Raw genomic sequence first — 18,789 nt, 5'->3', positions numbered from 1 at the left:
AAATTCGAGCTTCCTGTCACAGACTCCAATCGATTTTTCGATGCGTCGCTGCTATAGACCATCGCCAAGGGTCTTGAAAGACCCAGTTGCAGGGGCGAAAAACCGAAAAATACCTTATTTTACGGTCAGTCACGCCCCTCGCGGCATCCAACGTGCAAGGCAGAGGGTTAAACAGGTGTTCGGTAAAGTCTCCAGCCGTCTTTTCGCAATTTCACTTCTCGCGCTGGCCGCGGGCTGCAACAAAACTGATACGGGCGGCGCGATCGACGCCGGCGGCAGTGCAGCCGCCCCGACTCCCGCCGTCATCCAGGGAACCTGCCCGCAGGTCTACCTGCTCGATGGAACGGCCAATTACCGCACCTATGCCAAGGGCGCCAAGGACGATCCGACCCAGATCGTCTTCCAGGCGTCGCTCGCCGATACGACCCGCCAGTGCATCCAGAGCGACAGCCAGCTGGTGATGACCGTCGTCGTGCAGGGTCGCGTCGTTTCCGGGCCGGCCGGCGGACCGGGCACCGTCAACCTGCCGATCCGCGTCGCCGCCACCGATGGCGAAAACACGCTCTATTCCGAGCTGACACAGTTTCCGGTGGAAATCGCGGCCGGCGCCGGCGCCAGCCAGTTCATCTTCACCAAGGCGGATATCGCCCTTCCAGGCGGCGCCGGTGACTTCGCCAAGGTCTATATCGGCTTCGACGAAGGCCCGGCTTCGGGCAAGAAGAAGAAATAGGGCTGCTTCGGGGGGCTTCCGTGATTGCGGCTTCACCCCTCTGTCACTGCGTGACATCTCCCTCACAAGGGGGGAGATTGGCCGAGAGTGTAGTGCCCGCCTTACGAAGAAGTTTTAAGGAAAAAGAATGATCTCCCCCCTCGTGGGGGAGATGTCCCGAAGGGACAGAGGGGGGTAAACCCTCCACTTGCGCGAACTTGAGCTCGCGCTCAAAATCACGCAATCAGCGTTTCCGACCATTCCGAAAGCGCCGCGATTACGCCCGGCAAAGCGCTCATGCGTGAGATCACCGTTTCCGCCCCGGCCTCCGTCAGCTTGTCGGCATGAGAGGGATAGGTGTGCGAGGCGCCGGTGAAGCCGACGACGCGCATGCCGGCCGCCACTGCGCCGTGGACGCCGTGCACGGAATCCTCGATGACCAGGACACGCGACGGATCGATGCCGAACTGTTTCGCGCCATGCAGGAAAATGTCCGGCTTCGGCTTCACCCGGTCCTCGCCGAGATCGCGCGCCGAATAGATATGCTTGCCGAAATGCGCCTTGATGCCGACCTTGGACAGCATCAGCGAGAGCCGCGCCGTCGTGGAATTCGAGCAGATGCAGTGCGGCAGCTTCAGCTGCGCAAGCATCGGCTTGACGCCGTCGATGAGCTGGACGTCGAGCGCAAGGCGCTGGTCGAGGATCGTCTCGACGCGGCCGAGCAGCGAGGCTGAAATCGGAATATCCGCTTCCTTCTCGATGGCAAGCAGCGTGTTGTGCCAGGTCATGCCGGCAAAGCGCTCGGCCATTTCTTCGGTGCTGATCGGATAACCGGCCTCCGTCAGCAGTTCGGCCTCGACCTCGCTGGCGATGATTTCCGAATCGACCAGAACGCCGTCGCAGTCGAAGATGATGAGGTCAATGCTGTTCATGCCGGTATCCTTGGGAAGAAGACGCTGGCGATGTACACGATGCCACCCGAAACCTCAACCACGCCCGGCGGGAGGCTGCCATGCGGGGAGGGGTGGGATGGGAATCGCGGCCACGCATTCGAGGAGAGTTTCACCCCCTCTGTCGGCGACGCCGACATCTCCCCCTCAAGGGGGAAATCATCCATTCCCCCCGCAGCCCATGTGAGGAGCGCCCAAAGTTCGCGGCCAATCTCCCCCCCTTGAGGGGGAGATGTCCCGGAGGGACAGAGGGGGTAAACTCTCCGCGAAATCGAAACCCGCCGTCAACAAAATCACCCCGGCAACGGAAACAGCCTGGCGAATTCCTTTTCGCCATTTCCGGTGAAGCGCACCGCGCGGCTGCCGGGTTCGCGCACGGCCCAGCCCCTGTCGAGAAACAGGCCGAGCAGCGCCTGACCGAGCGATCCGGCCAGATGCGAGCGGCGTTCGCTCCAGTCGAGGCAGGTGCGGCAGACCGGCCGCCGCGATTTCGTGAGTGCCGAAAGGTCGATGCCGAGCGCCGCCATCTTCTCGCGACCCGCGCCGGTCAGTGCCAGCGTGTCGCCGCTGCCGGCGATCACCTCCTCGGCAACCAGGCTATCGAGCAGGCGCACGCCGTAATCCCCGGCCAGATGGTTGTAGCAGACGCGCGCCTTGCGCAGCGCCGGGTCCTTCGGACCGGTGCGATGGCGGGTAAAGCCGCGATCGGCGGCAAAGCCCATCAGGCTTTCCAGGAGCAGGCCGACCTCGTCGTCAGCCAGCGCAAAATAGCGGTGGCGGCCCTGCTTGCGCTGGCTGATCAGCGAGCCGGCCTCCAGTTTCGACAGATGGGAACTCGCCGTCTGCAGCGTGATGCCGGCCGTGCCGGCAAGCTCCGTCGCCGTCAGGGCCTTGCCGCTCATCAGCGCGGTCAGCATGTTGGCGCGGGCGGGATCGCCGATCAGCGATCCGATCTGGGCTATGTCGGGGCCTTCTTTCATAGTTCGATCGTAACCGAAGCATCGAGCGCAATCAAGCTGGCAAAAGGGATCATCGCAATACCGCATCCACCCCGTTTCGAAAGGAAACGACCATGATCACCTGCTTCATCCGCTACGAGATAGACCCGTTCAAGCGCGAGGAATTCGCCGCCTATGCCCGCAACTGGGGCGAAGCGATCCCGCGCTGCGGCGCCGACCTGATCGGCTATTTCGGTCCGCACGAAGGCTCCGCCACCACGGCCTACGGCGTCTACAATATCGACGATCTTGCCGCTTACGAGGCCTATCGCGCAAGGCTTGCCGCCGATCCGCTTGGGGCCGAGAACTACCAGTTTGCCAAGAGGGAGCGGTTCATCCTGAAGGAGGACCGGATTTTCCTGAAGAATCTCTCCGAACCGCATGCGAAGAGGATATCGCGATGATCGCCGTCATCTTCGAAGTCACCCCGGCCTATGGATGCCGCGCCGCCTATCTCGATCTCGCCGCGCAACTGCTCAGCCGCCTGGAAAAAGTCGACGGTTTCCTGTCGATCGAGCGGTTCGAGAGCCTGAAATTGCCGGGCAAGATCCTGTCGCTGTCCTTCTGGCGCGACGAGAAGGCGATCGCGGCCTGGCGCAATGGCCCCGAACACCGCGCCGCCCAGCACGCCGGCCGATCCGGCGTTTTCGCCGATTACCGCCTGAGAATCGCCGGCGTCATCCGCGATTACGGCATGAAAGAACGCGAAGAGGCGCCGCAGGACAGCCAAGTGTTTCACGAAGCACGGGCGTCGGCGCGCTAGGATAATTCGCGGCTTCCATCATCCTCGCTCCATTGGCGGGGATGATGGAGATGGCGGCAGCGGATTTCATTCATCAGCATCATCACGCGAATTTCACGCCCTCTTTCAGCATTTGGTAACCAAGTTCGGTAACCATAAGCGCTGATCAGTTCCGAGTAAGCGTATTTGCGAGTTGCCCATGTCGACAGTTGTTTCAATGGCCGAAATCTCCCGTGGCGCCAGCCCCTCCGCCAGCCCGTCCGGTTGGCTCGACAGCATCATCAAGGGCGATTGCGTTGCAGCGCTTGAAGCGCTTCCCGACAATTCGGTCGATGTCGTTTTTGCCGATCCGCCCTATAATCTGCAACTCGGCGGCGCGCTGACCAGGCCCGACCAGTCGCTGGTCGATGCGGTCGACGACGATTGGGACCAGTTCGTGTCCTTCGAGGCCTATGACGCCTTTACCCGCGCCTGGCTGCTTGCCTGCCGCCGGGTGCTGAAGCCCACCGGCACGCTCTGGGTGATCGGCTCCTATCACAATATCTTCCGCGTCGGCGCCACGCTGCAGGACCTGAACTTCTGGATCCTCAACGACATCATCTGGCGCAAGACCAATCCGATGCCGAATTTCAAGGGCCGCCGGTTCCAGAACGCCCATGAGACGCTGATCTGGGCAAGCCCGAGCGCCAAGGGAAAATCCTATACCTTCAACTATGATGCCCTGAAGGCCTCCAACGACGACGTGCAGATGCGCTCGGACTGGCTGTTTCCGATCTGCTCCGGCGGCGAACGCCTGAAGGGCGAGGACGGCAAGAAGGCCCATCCGACGCAGAAGCCGGAAGCCCTGCTTGCTCGCATCCTGATGGCCTCGACCAAGCCGGGCGACGTGGTGCTCGATCCCTTCTTCGGCTCCGGCACGACCGGTGCCGTTGCCAAGCGGCTGGGCCGGCATTTCGTCGGTATCGAGCGCGAACAGGCCTATATCGATGCCGCCACCCAGCGCATCGACGCCGTCGAGCCGCTCGGCAAGGCGACGCTGTCCGTGCTCAGCGGCAAGAAGGCCGAACCGCGCGTCGCCTTCAACACGCTGATCGAGAGCGGCATGATCAAGCCCGGCACGGTGCTGACCGATGCAAGGCGCCGCTATAGCGCCATCGTGCGCGCCGATGGAACCGTGGCAAGCGGCGGCGACGCCGGCTCGATCCACCGGCTCGGCGCCAAGGTGCAGGGGCTCGATGCCTGCAATGGCTGGACCTTCTGGCACTACGAGGACGGCAAGAGCCTGCGCCCGATCGACGACCTGCGCGCCGTCATCCGCAGCGAAATGGCCAGGGCCAACTGACAGCCGCTGCTATTGCCGGCAAGAGAATTGGAACGCCGTGCATCCCCGATGCGCGGCGTTCGCGCTTTGAGGAGGACCATGGCAGACATGAATTGCGGAGTGGATTGCGCGGCCTTTACAACAATTTAACCATCCGCCCCTAGTCTGGTCACAGGCAGGCACAGTCCGCGTGATCAACCATGCGAGACCGCGGATCTCGCCTTCGAGGGCAGCGGAAAGCTGCTCGGCACAGAGATAGTTTTCGTCCGGTTTTCGTACCTTCAGTCCCGGAAGAAGACTTAAACGCCCAGGATTCGAGAGGATCCTGGGCGTTTCTGTTTGCGTATGGCTATTTGAACGAAACGAGCCCGCCGAAGCGGAGCTCTCAGACGTCATGTCTGCATCGACCTACAGGAAGAAGTCGTCGGCATACATCTTGGTGATGCCGTTCATGTCGATGTGGAAATCCGAACGGCCGTCGCCATCGGTGTCGCCGCCAAGGATGCCGGACGACGAGGACAGTCTCAACTCGCCCGCCTTGCCGCTGAACGCCGCCCCGCCAATGAAGGTGAAGGCCTGGTTGCCGCTGCGCAGTTCGTTGGCGTCGATCGTCCGCAGGTCGATCACGTCGGCTTCCGACCGATGGAAATCGGCAATGACGTCGCGGTTGGAGCCGGTGACGGAATCCTTGACCGAATTGAAGTCGAACGTATCGGTGCCGGTGCCACCGTGGAGATAATCGCTGCCTGAATTTCCGACGAGAATGTCGTTGCCCGAGCCGCCATAGAGATCGTCATGGCCGGAGCCGCCATAGAGATCGTCGTTGCCGCCGAGCCCTTCGAGGATATCATTGCCGCCGAGGCCCTTCAGCACGTTTGCCGCCGAACTGCCGGTAATGTCGTCGTGGCCGGAATTGGTGCCGGTGGCATTCTCAATGCTGATCAGGTCTTCGCGGTGGCCGGAGCCTGTCGTGGCCTTCTTGAGGCCGAGATCGACCGTCACGCCCTTGCCGCGCTGCGAGGAATAGTCATCCTGCAATTGGTAGCTGATTGTGTCGGTGCCGCTGCCGCCGTTGAAATAATTGTCGTAGCCGACGGAGAAGAACGTGTCGTTGCCCGCATCGCCGTAATAGTCGCTCGCATAGGTATCGACCTCGAAGCGGTCATTGCCATAGCCGCCGCGGACGACGTCATATTCGCCGGAGGCGCCGGCCTTGATTTCGGCGATGTAGAGATCGTTGCCATTGCCCAGAAGGACGTCGTTGCCGCCTTCGAAATAATTAACGACCAGGTCATTGTCATCGCCGGCATCGACGAAATTATTGCCGCCATAGCGATCGGTGCGGTTCAGATAAATGTCGTCGTCGCCGTCATAGCCGTAGATCGAAACCTCGACCCTGCTGTTCTGCTTCAGCAGGTCGTCGCCATCGGTGCCGCGGATCGTTGCCATGAAGAAAGCCTTTCGTGAGGTTTAATTCCGGTGGCGATCATGCGATCGGCAAGGTGAATGCCAGCTGAACCAATTGCGGCCATTCGGTGACATCTAGAAGGACACTCGATGACCCCGGCGCGCTGGATATTGCGCCACCATGGCGCCTGGATCATCGGCCACCAGCATTTCCTCTCAAGCACTGATCCCGAAGGCCAGGAGATCGGATTGCAGCTTCTGCGGGCCGGTAAAGTGAACGGCATGCCAGCCGGCCGCGCGGGCACCCTCGACATTGGCTATGCTGTCATCGATGAACAGGGTGGCATCCGGCGCCAGCTGGAATGTCCTCGCATGGCTTTCATAGATCGCCACATCCGGCTTGATCAGCCGCGCCTCGCCGGAAACAGTGACGCCGCGCGGCAGGGCGAGGAACGGAAACAGCTCCTGCGCGTGCTTGAATGTATCGGCGGCGAAATTGGTCAGCATGGTCACGTCATGGCCCCGGGCGATCAGGCTTTTCAGGATCGCCACCGACCCTTCATAGGCATGCGGCACCATTTCGTGCCAGTGCTTGCGGAAGGCGCGGATATTCTCCTCATGGGCCGGATGCTCGGCGATCAGGATGTCCTCGGCTTCGCGCCAGTCGCGGCCTCGGTCCTGTTCGATATTCCAGTCGTGGGTGCAGACATTGGCGAAGAACCAGTTGCGCTCCTCCTCGTCCGGTATCAGCCGGCTGAAGGGAATATTCGGATCGTAATGGATCAGCACTTTGCCGATGTCGAAGACGATGTGGCGGATTTCGATGCTCATTCGGGTGTTCCCTCGTTCACTGACGGGCTTATGGCGGACGAAAACGCATGGGGCAGGGCCCGGGCAATCGCCTTTTTCATCACGGTAGGCAGGGCCTGCGCTTCGAGCGAGGCGAGCGGCTCCCACCAGCCATTGGCGCTGTCGTTGCGGGCGCAGACTTCTGCCCGATAGACCGATAATCGCAATTCGAAATGGGTGAAGACATGGCTGATCGTGCCGCAATCCTCCCAGTCGCCCTCGAAAGGTCGGGCGTCGAGCGTGATGCCACCGTCCTTGCGTGCGGTCCAGGCTGTCCCGGGCACTTCGGTCATGCCGCCGAGCAGGCCGTCCTCGGCCCGCTTGCGCAGATAGACGGCGCCGTCGGCGCGGCTGGCGACGAAGGCCGCCCCGACACGCAAGGGGCGCGCCTTCTTCACGGGCTTCTTCGGGAAATCCTCCTGGTCGCCGGCGCGGAAGGCAAGGCAGCCGTGGTTCAGCGGACAGAGCGCGCAGGCCGGCCGTTTCGGGGTGCAGATCGTCGCGCCGAGATCCATCATCCCCTGCGCGAAATCGCCGGGACGCCCGGCCGGCGTCATCTCGCCCACCCGCGCCCGCATCTGTGTTCTTGCGGCGGGCAGGGGCGTTTCGATCCTGTCGAGCCGCGATATCACCCGCTCGACATTGCCGTCGAGCACCGCGCTGCGCCGGTTGAAGGCGATGGCGGCAATGGCGGCGGCCGTATAATCGCCGATCCCCGGCAGCGCCTTCAATCCGTCCTCGCTATCGGGAAAGATGCCGCCATGCTCGCGGGCGACAACCTCCGCGCATTTCTTCAGATTGCGCGCCCGGGCGTAATAACCGAGCCCGGCCCAGGCCTTCATCACCTCTTCGGTGTCGGCCGCCGCGAGATTGCTCACCCTTGGCCAGAGCGAAAGGAATTTGTGGAAATAGGGTTTGACCGCCTGCACGGTCGTCTGCTGCAGCATCACTTCCGAGAGCCAGACATGATAGGGATCGGCCGTGACGCCGGCCTTTGCCATGGGTGGCGAAACCCGCCACGGCAGGTCGCGATGATGCCGGTCGTACCAGGCAAGGAGTTTTTGGCTGGCATCGCGGGCGCTGATCGTCTGCTGCATGATTTGCCGGAAGGTTGCTCGGGCCCTATATCTGGAGAAATATCCGCCGTCCTTCAAGGCGCAATCGGAACGGAAAGCCGCATTGAAACATGTTTCCACCCGCAGGGGCGTTGTCCAGATCAGCGAGATCGCCAATGGCCTGATCGACCCCGTGCTTGCCAAGCGCGCCGGGATCAGCACGCTGCTGCTCGGTTCCTGGGACGAGATCGCCGGCGAGGAATTCGCCGATTGCACCCGCCCGGAAAAGATCGCCTGGCCGCGCCGGGCATCCGAAATGACGGGTGAGGGCGGCTATCAGCCGGGCGTTCTGATCATTGCCTGCGAAGGCGCCCGGGCCCTGTTCCTCACCCATGCGCAGGGAGAACTGATCCAGCGGATCAACGGTTTCTTCGGCTTTCCGGCGGTCAGCCAGATGCGGATCGTGCAGAAACCCGTCTCGCCGCCGCAAAAACCCTGGCGCAAGCCGAAACCTTTGACCGGCGAGCGGGCCCGCCATCTGGAGGAACTGGTCGAGGGGATCGAGAGCGACGCGCTGAAGGCGGCCCTGACCCGGCTCGGCACCGCCGTCCTGTCGCCGCAGAGGAAATGACGGCAAAACATCGGCCGGTCACGATTGTTTGACCAATGGAAGGCAACACCCCCTTGTCGCCCCCGGCAAGGCAAGTTATCGATTTTTCAACATTTTCGTCCATCTCCTACATAGGTGAGAACCATGTCCCTTTCTGATTTCAGCCCCTTCAAGCGCCTCCTGAGCGGCGCTGCCATGGCAGCGCTCGCGCTGACGCTTGTCGCCTGCAGCGACGAGCAGAAGGAGACCACTGCCGAGCCGGCCAAGGAAGCCACCGATACGGCGGCGACCGAAGTTAAGCCGGCCGAAAATTCGATGATGGCAACCACCACGACCGAGGTGAAGCCGGCCGAAAATTCCATGATGGCCGCCGCAACCACCGAGGCCAAGCCTGCGGAAGAGGCCGCGACCCCGGCCGCCAGCGCCGGCGAGACACAGGTCGCGCAGGCTGCCGCACCGGCCGCGAAGGTCGAAGCGCCCCAGCCGGAAGGCGAAGTCGATGTCGCCAAGCTGATGGCGCCCGGTCCGTTGCCGGACATGGCGATCGGCGAGGCGAATGCGCCGGTAACGGTGGTCGAATATCTGTCGATGACCTGCCCGCATTGCGCCCGCTTCCACAACGAGACCTTCGAGCCGATCAAGACGAAATATGTCGATAGCGGCAAGGTCCGCTTCGTCATGCGCGAATTTCCCTTCGATCCGCGTGCGGCCGCCGCCTTCATGCTGGCGCGCTGCGCGCCGGAAGGCCAGTATTTCCCGATGGTGTCCATGCTGCTCAAGCAGCAGGAAACCTGGGCCGCAGCCAAGGATGGCCGCGATGCACTGCTGCAGATGTCGAAACTGGCCGGTTTTACACAGGAGAGCTTCGAGACCTGCTTGACGAACCAGAAACTTCTGGATGATGTGAACGCCACCATGCAGAAGGGCGCCAAGGAATTCGGCGTCGCCGCCACTCCGACCTTCTTCATCAACGGCAAGCGTTACTCCGGAGAAATGTCGGTTGACTCCATGTCGGCCATTATCGACTCGATGCTCTGATCCCTCGCGTTTCCCGCAAACGCCAGACGGGCGCCTCGGTGCGCCCGTTTTTTGTGACGGCAAGCTGCAAGATGAGCGGAGAGTTTACCCCCCTCTGTCAGCTTCGCCGACATCTCCCCCTCAAGGGGGGGGATCATTCTTTTCCCTTGAGGGCCTGTCACTTAGGGAGGCACAGAGTTCGCGGCCAATCTCCCCCCTTGAGGGGGAGATGTCCCGAAGGGACAGAGGGGGGTACGCTGCCGCGCGCACCAGTGGTTGCCCATGAAATTCACCAAGCTGCGCCTTCTCGGTTTCAAGTCCTTCGTCGAGCCTTCCGAATTCGTCATCGAGCGCGGGCTGACGGGCGTCGTCGGGCCGAATGGGTGTGGCAAGTCGAACCTGGTCGAGGCGCTGCGCTGGGTGATGGGGGAGAATTCCTACAAGAACATGCGGGCGTCCGGCATGGACGACGTGATCTTTTCCGGGTCGGGAAACCGCCCGGCCCGCAATACCGCCGAGGTCGGCCTCTATCTCGACAATTACGACCGCACCGCGCCGGCCGCCTTCAACGACAGCGACGAGATCCAGGTGACGCGGCGCATCGAGCGCGAGAACGGCTCGGTCTACCGGATCAACGGCAAGGAGGCGCGCGCCAAGGACGTGCAGCTTCTGTTTGCCGATGCCTCCACCGGCGCACGCTCACCCTCCATGGTCGGGCAAGGGCGGATCGGCGAGCTGATTTCGGCCAAGCCGCAGGCCCGCCGGCAATTGCTCGAAGAGGCGGCCGGCATTTCCGGCCTGCATTCGCGCCGCCACGAGGCAGAACTGCGCCTTCGCGGCGCCGAGACCAATCTGGAGCGGCTGGAAGACGTCACTTCGCAGCTCGAAAGCCAGATCGAAAGCCTGAAGCGCCAGTCGCGCCAGGCCAATCGCTTCAAGATGCTGTCGGCCGATATCCGCCGCCACGAGGCGATGCTCCTGCATATCCGCTGGGTACAGGCGAAGGCGGCAGAAGGCGAGGCCGAAAGCCAGTTGAACCAGGCGACCTCGCTGGTGGCTGAAAAGGCGCAAGGCCAGATGGAAGCGGCGAAGACGCAGGCCATCGCCAGCCTGAAACTGCCGGAACTGCGCGACGGCGAGGCGCGGGCGGCTGCTGCCCTGCAGCGCCTGCAGATCGCCAAGGCGCAACTGGAAGAGGATGCCGGACGCATCCTGCGCCGCCGCGACGAATTGAGCCGTCGCCTGTCGCAGCTTGCCGAGGATATCGCCCGCGAGGAGCGCCTGGTGGCCGACAATGCCGGCATTCTTGCGCGGCTGGATGAGGAGGAGGCCGAACTTCGCGAGCATCTCGCCGAAGCCGGCGACCGGGCGGAGGAGGCGGCCGAGCGGCTGGCCGAGGCGAGCGAGACGCTTGCCGGAAGCGAAAGAGAGCTGGGATTGCTGACCGCCGAGCGCGCCGAGGCGCAGGCCTCTCGCAACCAGCTGGAAAGAACCATCCGCGATCTTTCCGATCGACAGGCCCGCCTTGCCCGGCAGGTGTCCGACCAGAACCGCGACATCGAGGCGCTCGACCGGCAGATCGCGGAACTTCCCGATCCGCAGGAGAAGCGCGAAGAGGTGGAGGCCGCCGAAGCGGCGCTGGAACAGGCCGAAAGCGCCATCGCCGAGATAGAGGAGGCGCTCGACGCCGCGCGTTTGGGCGAAGCGCAGGCGCGTGCGCCGGTCGATGCGGCCCGCGCCCGGCTGAACGGCATCGAGACCGAAGCCCGCACCATCCGGCGCATGCTGGAGGCCGCGGCACTCCAGGGCGGCGCCTCGCCGGTGGTCGACGAGATGAAAGTCGATCGCGGTTTCGAGACGGCGCTCGGCGCCGCCCTTGGCGAGGACCTGGAATCGCCGCTCGATCCGGCGGCGCCCGCCCATTGGCGGATGCCTGGCGATGGGTCGGGCGATCCGTCCCTGCCGGGCGGTGTCGTGCCGCTTGCCCGTCATGTGCGCGCGCCGGCCATGCTGGAGCGCGCCCTGCGGCAGGTCGGCCTGGTCGATGACGATCGCATGGCCGAGCGCCTGCTGCCGCTTCTGAGGTCCGGCCAGCGGCTGGTGACGCCGGCGGGCAGCGTCTGGCGCTGGGACGGCCATGTCACCGGTGCCGATGCGCCAAGTGCTGCGGCCCTTCGCCTTGCGCAGAAGAACCGGCTGGCCGAACTTGATGGCGAAGAGGCGGATGCCCGCGAAGAGCTTGAACGGAAAGTGGCGGATCTTGCTGCAGCCACCGGCCGCATTGCCACCGAGGATGAGCGGCTGCGCCTCTCACGCGAGCATCAGCGCATGGTCGTCCGCAGGCTGGCCGAGACGCGCGATGCGCTGGCAGCGGCCGAGCGGGCGTCCGGCGATCTCGTGCGCCGCCGTGCGGTTCTTGCGGAGACGGGCAGCCAGCTGACGCTGCAGCTGGAGGAGCTTGGCGAGCAGATGGAGGCCGCCCGCGAGGCGCTGGAGGATGCGCCCGATCTTGCCGGCCTCGAACAGCGGCTGAACGGCCAGATGACTGCCGTTGCGACGCACCGTGCCCAGGTCGCGGAAGCCCGCGCCGTCAATGATGGCCTGGCCCGCGAAAACGAGGCCCGCGAGCGCCGCCTGCGTGCCATCGCCGCCGAGCGGCAGACCTGGAATGGACGGGCCGCCAGCGCCCGCGAGCATATCGAAACCTTGCGCGATCGCGAAAGCGAAGCGCGCGAAGAAGCCGAGGAGCTGCTCGCCGCACCTGACGAATTCGACGACAAGCGTCGTGCGCTGATGAACGAATTGTCGAAGGCTGAGGAGGCGCGGCGGCAGGCGGCCGATTTGCTCGCCGCTGCCGAAATGCGCCAGCGCGAGGCGGACAGGCTGGCGACGATCGCCCTTTCCGAACTGGCCGAGACGCGCGAGAAACGCGGCCGCGCCGAGGAGCGACTGGTCTCGGCGCGCGAAAAGCGCATCGAGGTCGAGGCCCGCATCCGCGAGGCGCTGGGCTGCGCGCCGCATGAGGTTATGCGGCTGGCCGTCCTCGAAGCAGACGCCGAACTGCCGGACATGCGCCATATCGAGCGTGAACTGGAGCGCCTGAAGATCGAGCGCGAAAGGCTTGGGGCCGTCAATCTGCGTGCCGAAGAGGAGCAGAAGGAACTCTCCGACAGACTTTCCGCCATGCTCAAGGAGCGCGAGGATGTGATCGACGCGATCCGCAAGCTGCGCACCGCGATCCAGAGCCTCAACCGCGAGGGCCGCGAACGGTTGCTGGCCGCCTTCGATGTCGTCAATGCCCAGTTCCAGCGGCTGTTCACCCATCTGTTCGGCGGCGGCACGGCGGAATTGCAATTGATCGAGAGTGACGACCCGCTCGATGCCGGCCTCGAAATTCTTGCCCGCCCGCCCGGCAAGAAGCCCCAGACCATGACGCTCCTGTCCGGCGGCGAGCAGGCGCTGACGGCGATGGCGCTGATCTTTGCGGTCTTCCTCACCAATCCGGCGCCGATCTGCGTTCTCGACGAGGTCGATGCGCCGCTCGACGATCACAATGTCGAGCGCTATTGCAATCTGATGGACGAGATGGCCGCCTCCACCGAGACGCGCTTCGTCATCATCACCCATAATCCGATCACCATGGCGCGCATGAACCGGCTGTTCGGCGTCACCATGGCCGAGCAGGGCGTGTCCCAGCTCGTCTCCGTCGATCTGCAGACCGCCGAGCAGATGCGCGACGCCAGCTAAGCCCCGCCGGTTGAGCCTCGCCGGCGTTTAAGGGATTCTTACCGGTCTCGGCGCATGATCGCGGCTTGAACAAGCACATATCGGCCTTCGAGGATGGAATTGACGGATTTCACAGGCGCCGATGCACTGATGATGCTGGAAGCAATTCCCGTCGCATCCCTCTGCGTGGATGCGGATGGCACGATCGTCCACGCAAATCATGTCGCCATCGCCATGACTGGCGCCGGCGCCGGGATCGTCAGGAACCCGGCCACGCAGCTTCTTCCGGACTGGCATTCCGTCTCGGCCTCCGCCGCCCGATCCTTTCGCCGGGAAACCAGTCTGCGGCGCGGCGATGGCAGCGCCATCCCCGTCGAACTTTCCTTCGCGCGGTTCGGCGACGGCCTGACGGTCGTCGTCATGCGAGACCTGATCGACGAAAAGGCGCTGGAACTGATGCGCCTCGAACTCGAGCGGCAGAACGAGGAGGCGCTCAGCCAGTCGGAAGCCGCCGAGCGGCGCCTGGGCTTCATCATCGACATGCTGCCGCAGGCGGCCTGCGTCTTCGATGCCGAGGATCGGTATGTCCTGTGGAACGAGGAATATGCCGCGCTCTATCCGGAGATCGCCAGCCATTTGCGGGTGGGCATTCCCTTCCGCGAAATCCTGGAGATCAGTTTCAACAGCGGCGACATGCGGGAAATGGTGACCGACCAGCCCGATTGGGTGGAGGAACGGATGCAGCGTCACGCGCTTCCCGCCTCCCAGCAGGAACAATTGCTGCGCGATGGCCGCTGGCTGCGCCATGACGACCGCCGCACGCCCGATGGCGGCGCCATCGGCATGCGCGTCGACATCACCGATCTCAAGCGCCGCGAGGAAGCCTCTCGGTTGCTGTTCGATGCCAATCCCATGCCGATGATGATCTGCGATGCCGTCACGCTCGATATCGTCGCGGCCAATCATGCGGCGATGGCGCTCTACGGCCTTGCCGCCGAACGCCTGCTGGAAAAGCGCATCACCGATTTTCACGAAGCGGGAGAGGGCGAACGGCTCGGCGTGCTTCTGCGCGGGCTCGAAGGCGATTGCGAGGCCCGGACCGTCTGGCGCCAGAGGGCATCCGACGGCAGCGAGCATCATGTGCTGATCTATGTCCGCATCCTCAACGAAGGGCCGTCGCGGCGGCTTCTCCTGACGATCGCCGATGTCAGCGACCGCGTGCGTGCCGAAGCCCATGCCACCCACCTTGCCCATCACGATCCGCTCACGGGCCTGCCGAACCGCATGCAGTTCCTCGAGGCGCTCGAAGCCGCGGCGAACGTGGCAAGAGGCGCAGGTGCGGAACTTGCCGTCCATTATCTCGACCTCGACGGGTTCAAGCCGGTCAACGACACCCATGGCCATGCGACTGGCGATCTGCTGCTCATGCAGGTCGCCGCAAGGCTGAGATCGGTCCTGCGCTCCGGCGACCTTGTTGCACGGCTCGGCGGCGACGAATTCGCCATCCTGCAATATCCGCCTGCGGCCGCTGCTGCCGGCGTCGCCGATCGCTGCATCCAGGCGCTCTGCGAGCCTTTCGACATCGAAGGCCGGCGGATCGCGATCAGCGTCAGTATCGGCATTGCCCTTGCATCGGAAAACGGTTTCGATCCCGACGAACTGATGAGCGCTGCCGATGCGGCGCTCTACAAGGCAAAGGCCAGCGGCAGGGGCACCTGGCGGCAGGGTCGATCCGCCGTCGGGGTGGCCGGAACGCTCGCGCCGCAAGCGATCGGCGCCTTGTCGCAGCGGTAGACATGATCATTTCGAAATTTGTGCGCCGCAGCAAAATTTGCTTGGTGGCGCATTTCCAAGGGCCGGCGGATGCTGTAGCCTGCGGCAGGAAATTTCGGGGTGGAGACCGGCATGACGAAATGGGTTTATACCTTCGGCGCGGGAGAGGCCGAAGGAAAGGCTGATGATCGCAACCTTCTGGGTGGCAAAGGCGCCAACCTGGCGGAAATGTGCAATCTCGGCCTGCCGGTCCCGCCCGGGCTTACCATCATCACCGACGCCTGCGGCCGCTATTACGACGATGGCCGCGTCATTCCGCCCGAGCTCATGCAGCAGGTGAGGGCAGGGATCGAAAGGATGGAGGCGATCACCGGCCGCGTCTTCGGCGATACCCGGCATCCGCTTCTCCTGTCGGTACGCTCCGGCGCGCGCGCCTCCATGCCCGGCATGATGGATACGGTGCTCAATCTCGGTCTCAACGACCGCACGGTGGAGGCGCTCGGCCACGATGCCGGCGATGCCCGCTTTTCCTGGGACAGCTATCGCCGCTTCATCCAGATGTATGCCGATGTGGTGATGGGGCTGGATCACGAAGTCTTCGAGGAAATCCTCGAGGATGAAAAGGGCCGGCTTGGCCATGAGAACGATACCGAGCTTTCCGCCGTTGAGTGGCAGCATGTGGTCGGGCTCTACAAGCGGGCGATCGAGGAGGAACTGGGCGAGGCCTTTCCGCAGGACCCGGAAGTCCAGCTCTGGGGCGCCATCGGCGCGGTCTTCGCCAGTTGGATGAATCCGCGCGCCATCACCTATCGGCATCTCCACAATATCCCCGCCGCCTGGGGCACGGCCGTCAATGTGCAGGCCATGGTGTTCGGCAATCTCGGCAATAGTTCGGCCACCGGCGTCGCCTTCACCCGCAACCCCTCGACCGGCGAGAACGAGCTTTACGGCGAATTCCTCGTCAATGCCCAGGGCGAGGACGTGGTCGCCGGCATCCGCACGCCGCAGAACATCACCGAGGCGGCGCGCATCGCCTCCGGCTCCGACAAGCCGTCACTGGAAAAGCTGATGCCGGAGGCCTTCGAGGAATTTCAGGCGATCTGCCAGCGGCTCGAAGGCCACTACCGCGATATGCAGGACCTGGAATTCACCATCGAGCGCGGCAAATTGTGGATGTTGCAGACCCGCTCGGGCAAGCGCACCGCCAAGGCTGCGCTGCGTATCGCCGTCGATATGGCCGAAACCGGCATGATCACCAGCAACGAGGCCGTCTGCCGTATCGATCCCGCCTCGCTCGACCAGCTGCTGCATCCGACCATCGACCCGCGCGCCCGCCGCGACATCATCGGCTCCGGGCTTCCGGCCTCTCCGGGGGCTGCCACCGGCGAGATCGTCTTCACTTCGGAAGAGGCGGTCGCCGCCGACAAGGAAGGCCGCAAGGTCATTCTGGTGCGCGTCGAAACCAGCCCGGAAGATATTCACGGCATGCACGCCGCGCAGGGCATCCTCACCTCGCGCGGCGGCATGACCAGCCACGCCGCCGTGGTGGCGCGCGGCATGGGTATCCCTTGCGTGTCCGGTGCCGGCAATCTACGGGTGGACGCGCGCAACGAACAACTGATCGCCGCCGGCATGACGCTGAAGCGCGGCGACGTCATCACCATCGATGGTTCCTCCGGCCAGGTGCTGAAGGGCGAGATCCCCATGCTGCAGCCGGAGCTTTCCGGCGATTTCGGCAGGATCATGGCCTGGGCGGACAAGAGCCGGCGCATGACGGTGCGCACCAATGCCGAGACGCCCGCCGATGCCCGCGCCGCGCGCTCCTTCGGGGCGGAGGGCATCGGCCTTTGCCGCACCGAGCATATGTTCTTCGAGGGAGAGCGCATCAATGTCATGCGCGAAATGATCCTCGCCGCCGACGAGGCGGGACGGCGCGCCTCGCTTGCCAAATTGCTGCCGATGCAGCGATCGGATTTCACTGAGCTGTTCTCGATCATGCAGGGCCTGCCGGTGACCATCCGCCTGCTCGATCCGCCCTTGCACGAATTCCTGCCCAAGACCGACGCCGAGATCGAGGAGGTCGCCGCCGTTTTGGGCCTGAAGCCCTCCGACCTGCGCCACCGGGTCGATGCCCTCCATGAATTCAACCCGATGCTCGGCCATCGCGGCTGCCGGCTGGCAATTTCCTATCCGGAGATCGCCGAGATGCAGGCGCGCGCCATTTTCGAGGCGGCGGTCGAGGCGGCCCGCGAAACCGGGGCAGCGGTGGTGCCGGAAATCATGGTGCCGCTGGTCGGCCTCAAATCGGAACTGGACTATGTCAAGGCACGCATCGATGCCGTGGGGAAGGATGTCATCGGCGAAGCGGGCATCAGCATCGAATATCTTGTGGGCACGATGATCGAACTGCCGCGGGCCGCCCTTCGCGCCCATGTCATCGCCGAGAGCGCCGATTTCTTCTCTTTCGGCACGAACGACCTGACCCAGACCACCTTCGGCCTTTCGCGTGACGATGCCTCTCAGTTTCTCGATACCTATGTCCAGAAAGGCATTATCGAGCGCGATCCCTTCGTTTCCCTCGATTTCGACGGGGTCGGCGAGCTGATCCAGATCGCCGCCGAGCGCGGCCGGCGCACAAAAAACGGGCTCAAGCTCGGCATCTGCGGCGAGCACGGCGGCGACCCCGCCTCGATCCGCTTTTGCGAACAGACCGGCCTCGACTATGTCTCCTGCTCGCCCTTCCGCGTCCCGATCGCCAGGCTCGCCGCCGCCCAGGCGGCGATCAACGGAAAGGGGTGAGGGGGAGGCTCATGGCTGCGGCAGGACGGCGACGCCCGATTGGCGCGCAGCCGCCACCAACGCCTTATCCAGGGTCGCCAACGGCAGCCGGCGGCGTTGCGCCAGTTCCAGATAGGCGGCATCGTAGATTGTCAGGCCATGCAGATCGGCGAGCCCGATGGTTGCCGTCCAGGCGTGGATATGCGTCACCATGTCCGTGGCAATATCGAGCTTTTGCAGATGCATCAGCAACTGATCCCTCACGCTTGGCGGAATTCGTTTTCTACGCACGGCGAGGGTCAGGCTGTTTGCAACTTCGAGATGCCATAAAATCGGCACGACAGCGCCATTTTGAACGATCTCGTCAAATAGGGTACCAATCGCCGGGGTTTGTTCGTCTTCGAGAAGGAAGGCCAGGGTCGCCGAGCAATCGAGGACGATGCTCACCGGCGCCCCTCGTCACGATAGGCTTTCCATTCCGCCCAGTCGAAACCTCCCAGTGCTATGTCCTTGGCAAGGGCTCGGATATTCTGCGCGGCCTCGATTTCGGCAGAACGATCCCTTCTGCCGGTTTCCTTGATCATGCGCGCAACAGGCTTGCCATGACGGGTGATGACCACTTCCTCGCCATGCTCGACCAGGTCGAGAAGGTTTCCAAGTGTATTCTTGGCCTCGAATGCTCCTACTTCACGCATCGGATTACCTTCCTGAAACCAGCTTAGCCAGCTTAGCCAGCTTAGCCAGCTTAGCCAGCTTAGCCAGCTTAGCCAGCTTAGCCAGCTTAGCCAGCTTAGCCAGCTTAGCCAGCTTAACTCCGTGAAGGCCTTTCTTCAAGGGCGCCCCCTTTGCGGAAG

The 18,789-nt window shown here is 63.6% G+C and carries 18 protein-coding genes; 9 read left to right on the top strand and 9 right to left on the bottom strand.

Translation table 11 applies throughout. The features are described from left to right. Window positions 1–175: 175 nt before the first annotated feature. Window positions 176–730, top strand: coding sequence for a hypothetical protein (locus ASD31_RS10220; RefSeq protein ID WP_056332442.1), 555 nt, complete (start codon window positions 176–178; stop codon window positions 728–730). Between the two features lie 215 nt (window positions 731–945). Here the strand turns inward: ASD31_RS10220 and ASD31_RS10215 are convergent, their stop codons facing one another. Both ASD31_RS10215 and ASD31_RS10210 read right to left on the bottom strand, forming a co-directional pair. Beyond that, window positions 946–1,641 carry an HAD family hydrolase gene (locus ASD31_RS10215; protein WP_056332440.1) on the bottom strand — a complete coding sequence of 232 codons (696 nt, stop codon included), beginning with the start codon at window positions 1,639–1,641 and terminating at the stop codon, window positions 946–948. 311 nt (window positions 1,642–1,952) lie between these two features. After that, a complete protein-coding gene (locus ASD31_RS10210; RefSeq protein ID WP_056332438.1) occupies window positions 1,953–2,639 on the bottom strand; it encodes an ArsR/SmtB family transcription factor in 687 nt (228 codons plus the stop codon). A gap of 92 nt (window positions 2,640–2,731) precedes the next feature. On the opposite strand from ASD31_RS10210, the gene ASD31_RS10205 reads away from it, so the two are divergent. Then, window positions 2,732–3,061 carry an NIPSNAP family protein gene (locus ASD31_RS10205; RefSeq protein ID WP_056332436.1) on the top strand — a complete coding sequence of 110 codons (330 nt, stop codon included), beginning with the start codon at window positions 2,732–2,734 and terminating at the stop codon, window positions 3,059–3,061. Then, window positions 3,058–3,420 (top strand): antibiotic biosynthesis monooxygenase family protein, encoded by a 363-nt coding sequence (locus ASD31_RS10200; protein WP_056332435.1) that lies wholly within the window; start codon window positions 3,058–3,060, stop codon window positions 3,418–3,420. Before ASD31_RS10205 ends, ASD31_RS10200 begins: the two co-directional genes overlap by 4 nt. Here the strand turns inward: ASD31_RS10200 and ASD31_RS25915 are convergent. Further along, window positions 3,417–3,617 (bottom strand): hypothetical protein, encoded by a 201-nt coding sequence (locus tag ASD31_RS25915; protein WP_156392579.1) that lies wholly within the window; start codon window positions 3,615–3,617, stop codon window positions 3,417–3,419. The genes ASD31_RS10200 and ASD31_RS25915 overlap by 4 nt on opposite strands. Here ASD31_RS25915 and ASD31_RS10195 point away from each other — a divergent pair. Further along, window positions 3,617–4,741: a site-specific DNA-methyltransferase gene (locus ASD31_RS10195; protein WP_413813812.1), complete on the top strand. Its 1,125-nt coding sequence runs from the start codon at window positions 3,617–3,619 to the stop codon at window positions 4,739–4,741. The two genes, ASD31_RS25915 and ASD31_RS10195, sit on opposite strands and share 1 nt — an antisense overlap. A 387-nt stretch (window positions 4,742–5,128) precedes the next feature. Here ASD31_RS10195 and ASD31_RS10190 read toward each other — a convergent pair whose 3' ends face one another. The 3 genes from ASD31_RS10190 to mutY all read right to left on the bottom strand — a co-directional run bounded on the left by ASD31_RS10190 (window position 5,129) and on the right by mutY (window position 8,073). Continuing rightward, complete coding sequence (locus tag ASD31_RS10190) at window positions 5,129–6,169, bottom strand: calcium-binding protein (protein WP_056332431.1); 1,041 nt, start codon at window positions 6,167–6,169, stop codon at window positions 5,129–5,131. A gap of 174 nt (window positions 6,170–6,343) precedes the next feature. Continuing rightward, on the bottom strand, window positions 6,344–6,958 hold the full coding sequence (locus ASD31_RS10185; RefSeq protein ID WP_056332429.1) for an HAD family hydrolase: 615 nt from the start codon (window positions 6,956–6,958) through the stop codon (window positions 6,344–6,346). Further along, a complete protein-coding gene (gene mutY / locus ASD31_RS10180) occupies window positions 6,955–8,073 on the bottom strand; it encodes an A/G-specific adenine glycosylase (RefSeq protein WP_056332428.1) in 1,119 nt (372 codons plus the stop codon). The genes ASD31_RS10185 and mutY overlap by 4 nt, the downstream gene beginning before the upstream one ends. A gap of 82 nt (window positions 8,074–8,155) precedes the next feature. Here mutY and ASD31_RS10175 point away from each other — a divergent pair, with 82 nt between their 5' ends. The 5 genes from ASD31_RS10175 to ppdK all read left to right on the top strand — a co-directional run bounded on the left by ASD31_RS10175 (window position 8,156) and on the right by ppdK (window position 17,956). Then, entirely contained in the window at window positions 8,156–8,662 is a 507-nt protein-coding gene (locus ASD31_RS10175; protein WP_056333203.1) for a DUF721 domain-containing protein, read from the top strand. Window positions 8,663–8,785: 123 nt separating this feature from the next. Further along, window positions 8,786–9,679, top strand: coding sequence for a DsbA family protein (locus ASD31_RS10170; RefSeq protein ID WP_082520502.1), 894 nt, complete (start codon window positions 8,786–8,788; stop codon window positions 9,677–9,679). A 261-nt stretch (window positions 9,680–9,940) separates the two neighbouring features. Next, a complete protein-coding gene (locus ASD31_RS10165; RefSeq protein WP_056332425.1) occupies window positions 9,941–13,405 on the top strand; it encodes a chromosome segregation SMC family protein in 3,465 nt (1,154 codons plus the stop codon). A 99-nt stretch (window positions 13,406–13,504) separates the two neighbouring features. Beyond that, window positions 13,505–15,178 carry a diguanylate cyclase domain-containing protein gene (locus tag ASD31_RS10160; protein WP_244483805.1) on the top strand — a complete coding sequence of 558 codons (1,674 nt, stop codon included), beginning with the start codon at window positions 13,505–13,507 and terminating at the stop codon, window positions 15,176–15,178. 111 nt (window positions 15,179–15,289) lie between these two features. Continuing rightward, window positions 15,290–17,956, top strand: a complete 2,667-nt coding sequence (gene ppdK, locus ASD31_RS10155) for a pyruvate, phosphate dikinase (RefSeq protein WP_056333198.1) — start codon at window positions 15,290–15,292, stop codon at window positions 17,954–17,956. A gap of 9 nt (window positions 17,957–17,965) precedes the next feature. Here ppdK and ASD31_RS10150 read toward each other — a convergent pair whose 3' ends face one another. Genes ASD31_RS10150 through ASD31_RS26910 form a run of 3 tightly spaced genes read right to left on the bottom strand, consistent with a single transcriptional unit; the run spans window position 17,966 to window position 18,769 of the window. Beyond that, the gene (locus ASD31_RS10150) at window positions 17,966–18,382 is read right to left on the bottom strand and encodes a type II toxin-antitoxin system VapC family toxin (protein ID WP_056332423.1); all 417 of its coding nucleotides are present in this window, start codon (window positions 18,380–18,382) and stop codon (window positions 17,966–17,968) included. Continuing rightward, the gene (locus tag ASD31_RS10145) at window positions 18,379–18,630 is read right to left on the bottom strand and encodes a type II toxin-antitoxin system Phd/YefM family antitoxin (protein WP_056332421.1); all 252 of its coding nucleotides are present in this window, start codon (window positions 18,628–18,630) and stop codon (window positions 18,379–18,381) included. The genes ASD31_RS10150 and ASD31_RS10145 overlap by 4 nt, the downstream gene beginning before the upstream one ends. Window positions 18,631–18,634: 4 nt before the next feature. Next, window positions 18,635–18,769: a hypothetical protein gene (locus ASD31_RS26910; protein ID WP_274534258.1), complete on the bottom strand. Its 135-nt coding sequence runs from the start codon at window positions 18,767–18,769 to the stop codon at window positions 18,635–18,637. Window positions 18,770–18,789: the final 20 nt, after the last annotated feature.

The sequence above is a fragment of the Rhizobium sp. Root482 genome (assembly GCF_001426565.1).
In the GTDB taxonomy this organism is placed as follows: Bacteria; Pseudomonadota; Alphaproteobacteria; order Rhizobiales; family Rhizobiaceae; genus Pararhizobium.
Note: the sequence above shows the minus strand (reverse complement) of the source record. Positions and strands in the feature narration are given on the sequence as shown.

What these genes read in the sequence shown, in the direction of transcription:
- ASD31_RS10215 (WP_056332440.1), bottom strand. Translation starts at nt 1,641, where the DNA reads ATGAACAGCATTGACCTCATCATCTTCGACTGCGACGGCGTTCTGGTC.
- ASD31_RS10210 (WP_056332438.1), bottom strand. Translation starts at nt 2,639, where the DNA reads ATGAAAGAAGGCCCCGACATAGCCCAGATCGGATCGCTGATCGGCGAT.
- ASD31_RS10205 (WP_056332436.1), top strand. Translation starts at nt 2,732, where the DNA reads ATGATCACCTGCTTCATCCGCTACGAGATAGACCCGTTCAAGCGCGAG.
- ASD31_RS10200 (WP_056332435.1), top strand. Translation starts at nt 3,058, where the DNA reads ATGATCGCCGTCATCTTCGAAGTCACCCCGGCCTATGGATGCCGCGCC.
- ASD31_RS10195 (WP_413813812.1), top strand. Translation starts at nt 3,617, where the DNA reads ATGGCCGAAATCTCCCGTGGCGCCAGCCCCTCCGCCAGCCCGTCCGGT.
- ASD31_RS10190 (WP_056332431.1), bottom strand. Translation starts at nt 6,169, where the DNA reads ATGGCAACGATCCGCGGCACCGATGGCGACGACCTGCTGAAGCAGAAC.
- ASD31_RS10185 (WP_056332429.1), bottom strand. Translation starts at nt 6,958, where the DNA reads ATGAGCATCGAAATCCGCCACATCGTCTTCGACATCGGCAAAGTGCTG.
- mutY (WP_056332428.1), bottom strand. Translation starts at nt 8,073, where the DNA reads ATGCAGCAGACGATCAGCGCCCGCGATGCCAGCCAAAAACTCCTTGCC.
- ASD31_RS10170 (WP_082520502.1), top strand. Translation starts at nt 8,786, where the DNA reads ATGTCCCTTTCTGATTTCAGCCCCTTCAAGCGCCTCCTGAGCGGCGCT.
- ASD31_RS10165 (WP_056332425.1), top strand. Translation starts at nt 9,941, where the DNA reads ATGAAATTCACCAAGCTGCGCCTTCTCGGTTTCAAGTCCTTCGTCGAG.
- ppdK (WP_056333198.1), top strand. Translation starts at nt 15,290, where the DNA reads ATGACGAAATGGGTTTATACCTTCGGCGCGGGAGAGGCCGAAGGAAAG.
- ASD31_RS10145 (WP_056332421.1), bottom strand. Translation starts at nt 18,630, where the DNA reads ATGCGTGAAGTAGGAGCATTCGAGGCCAAGAATACACTTGGAAACCTT.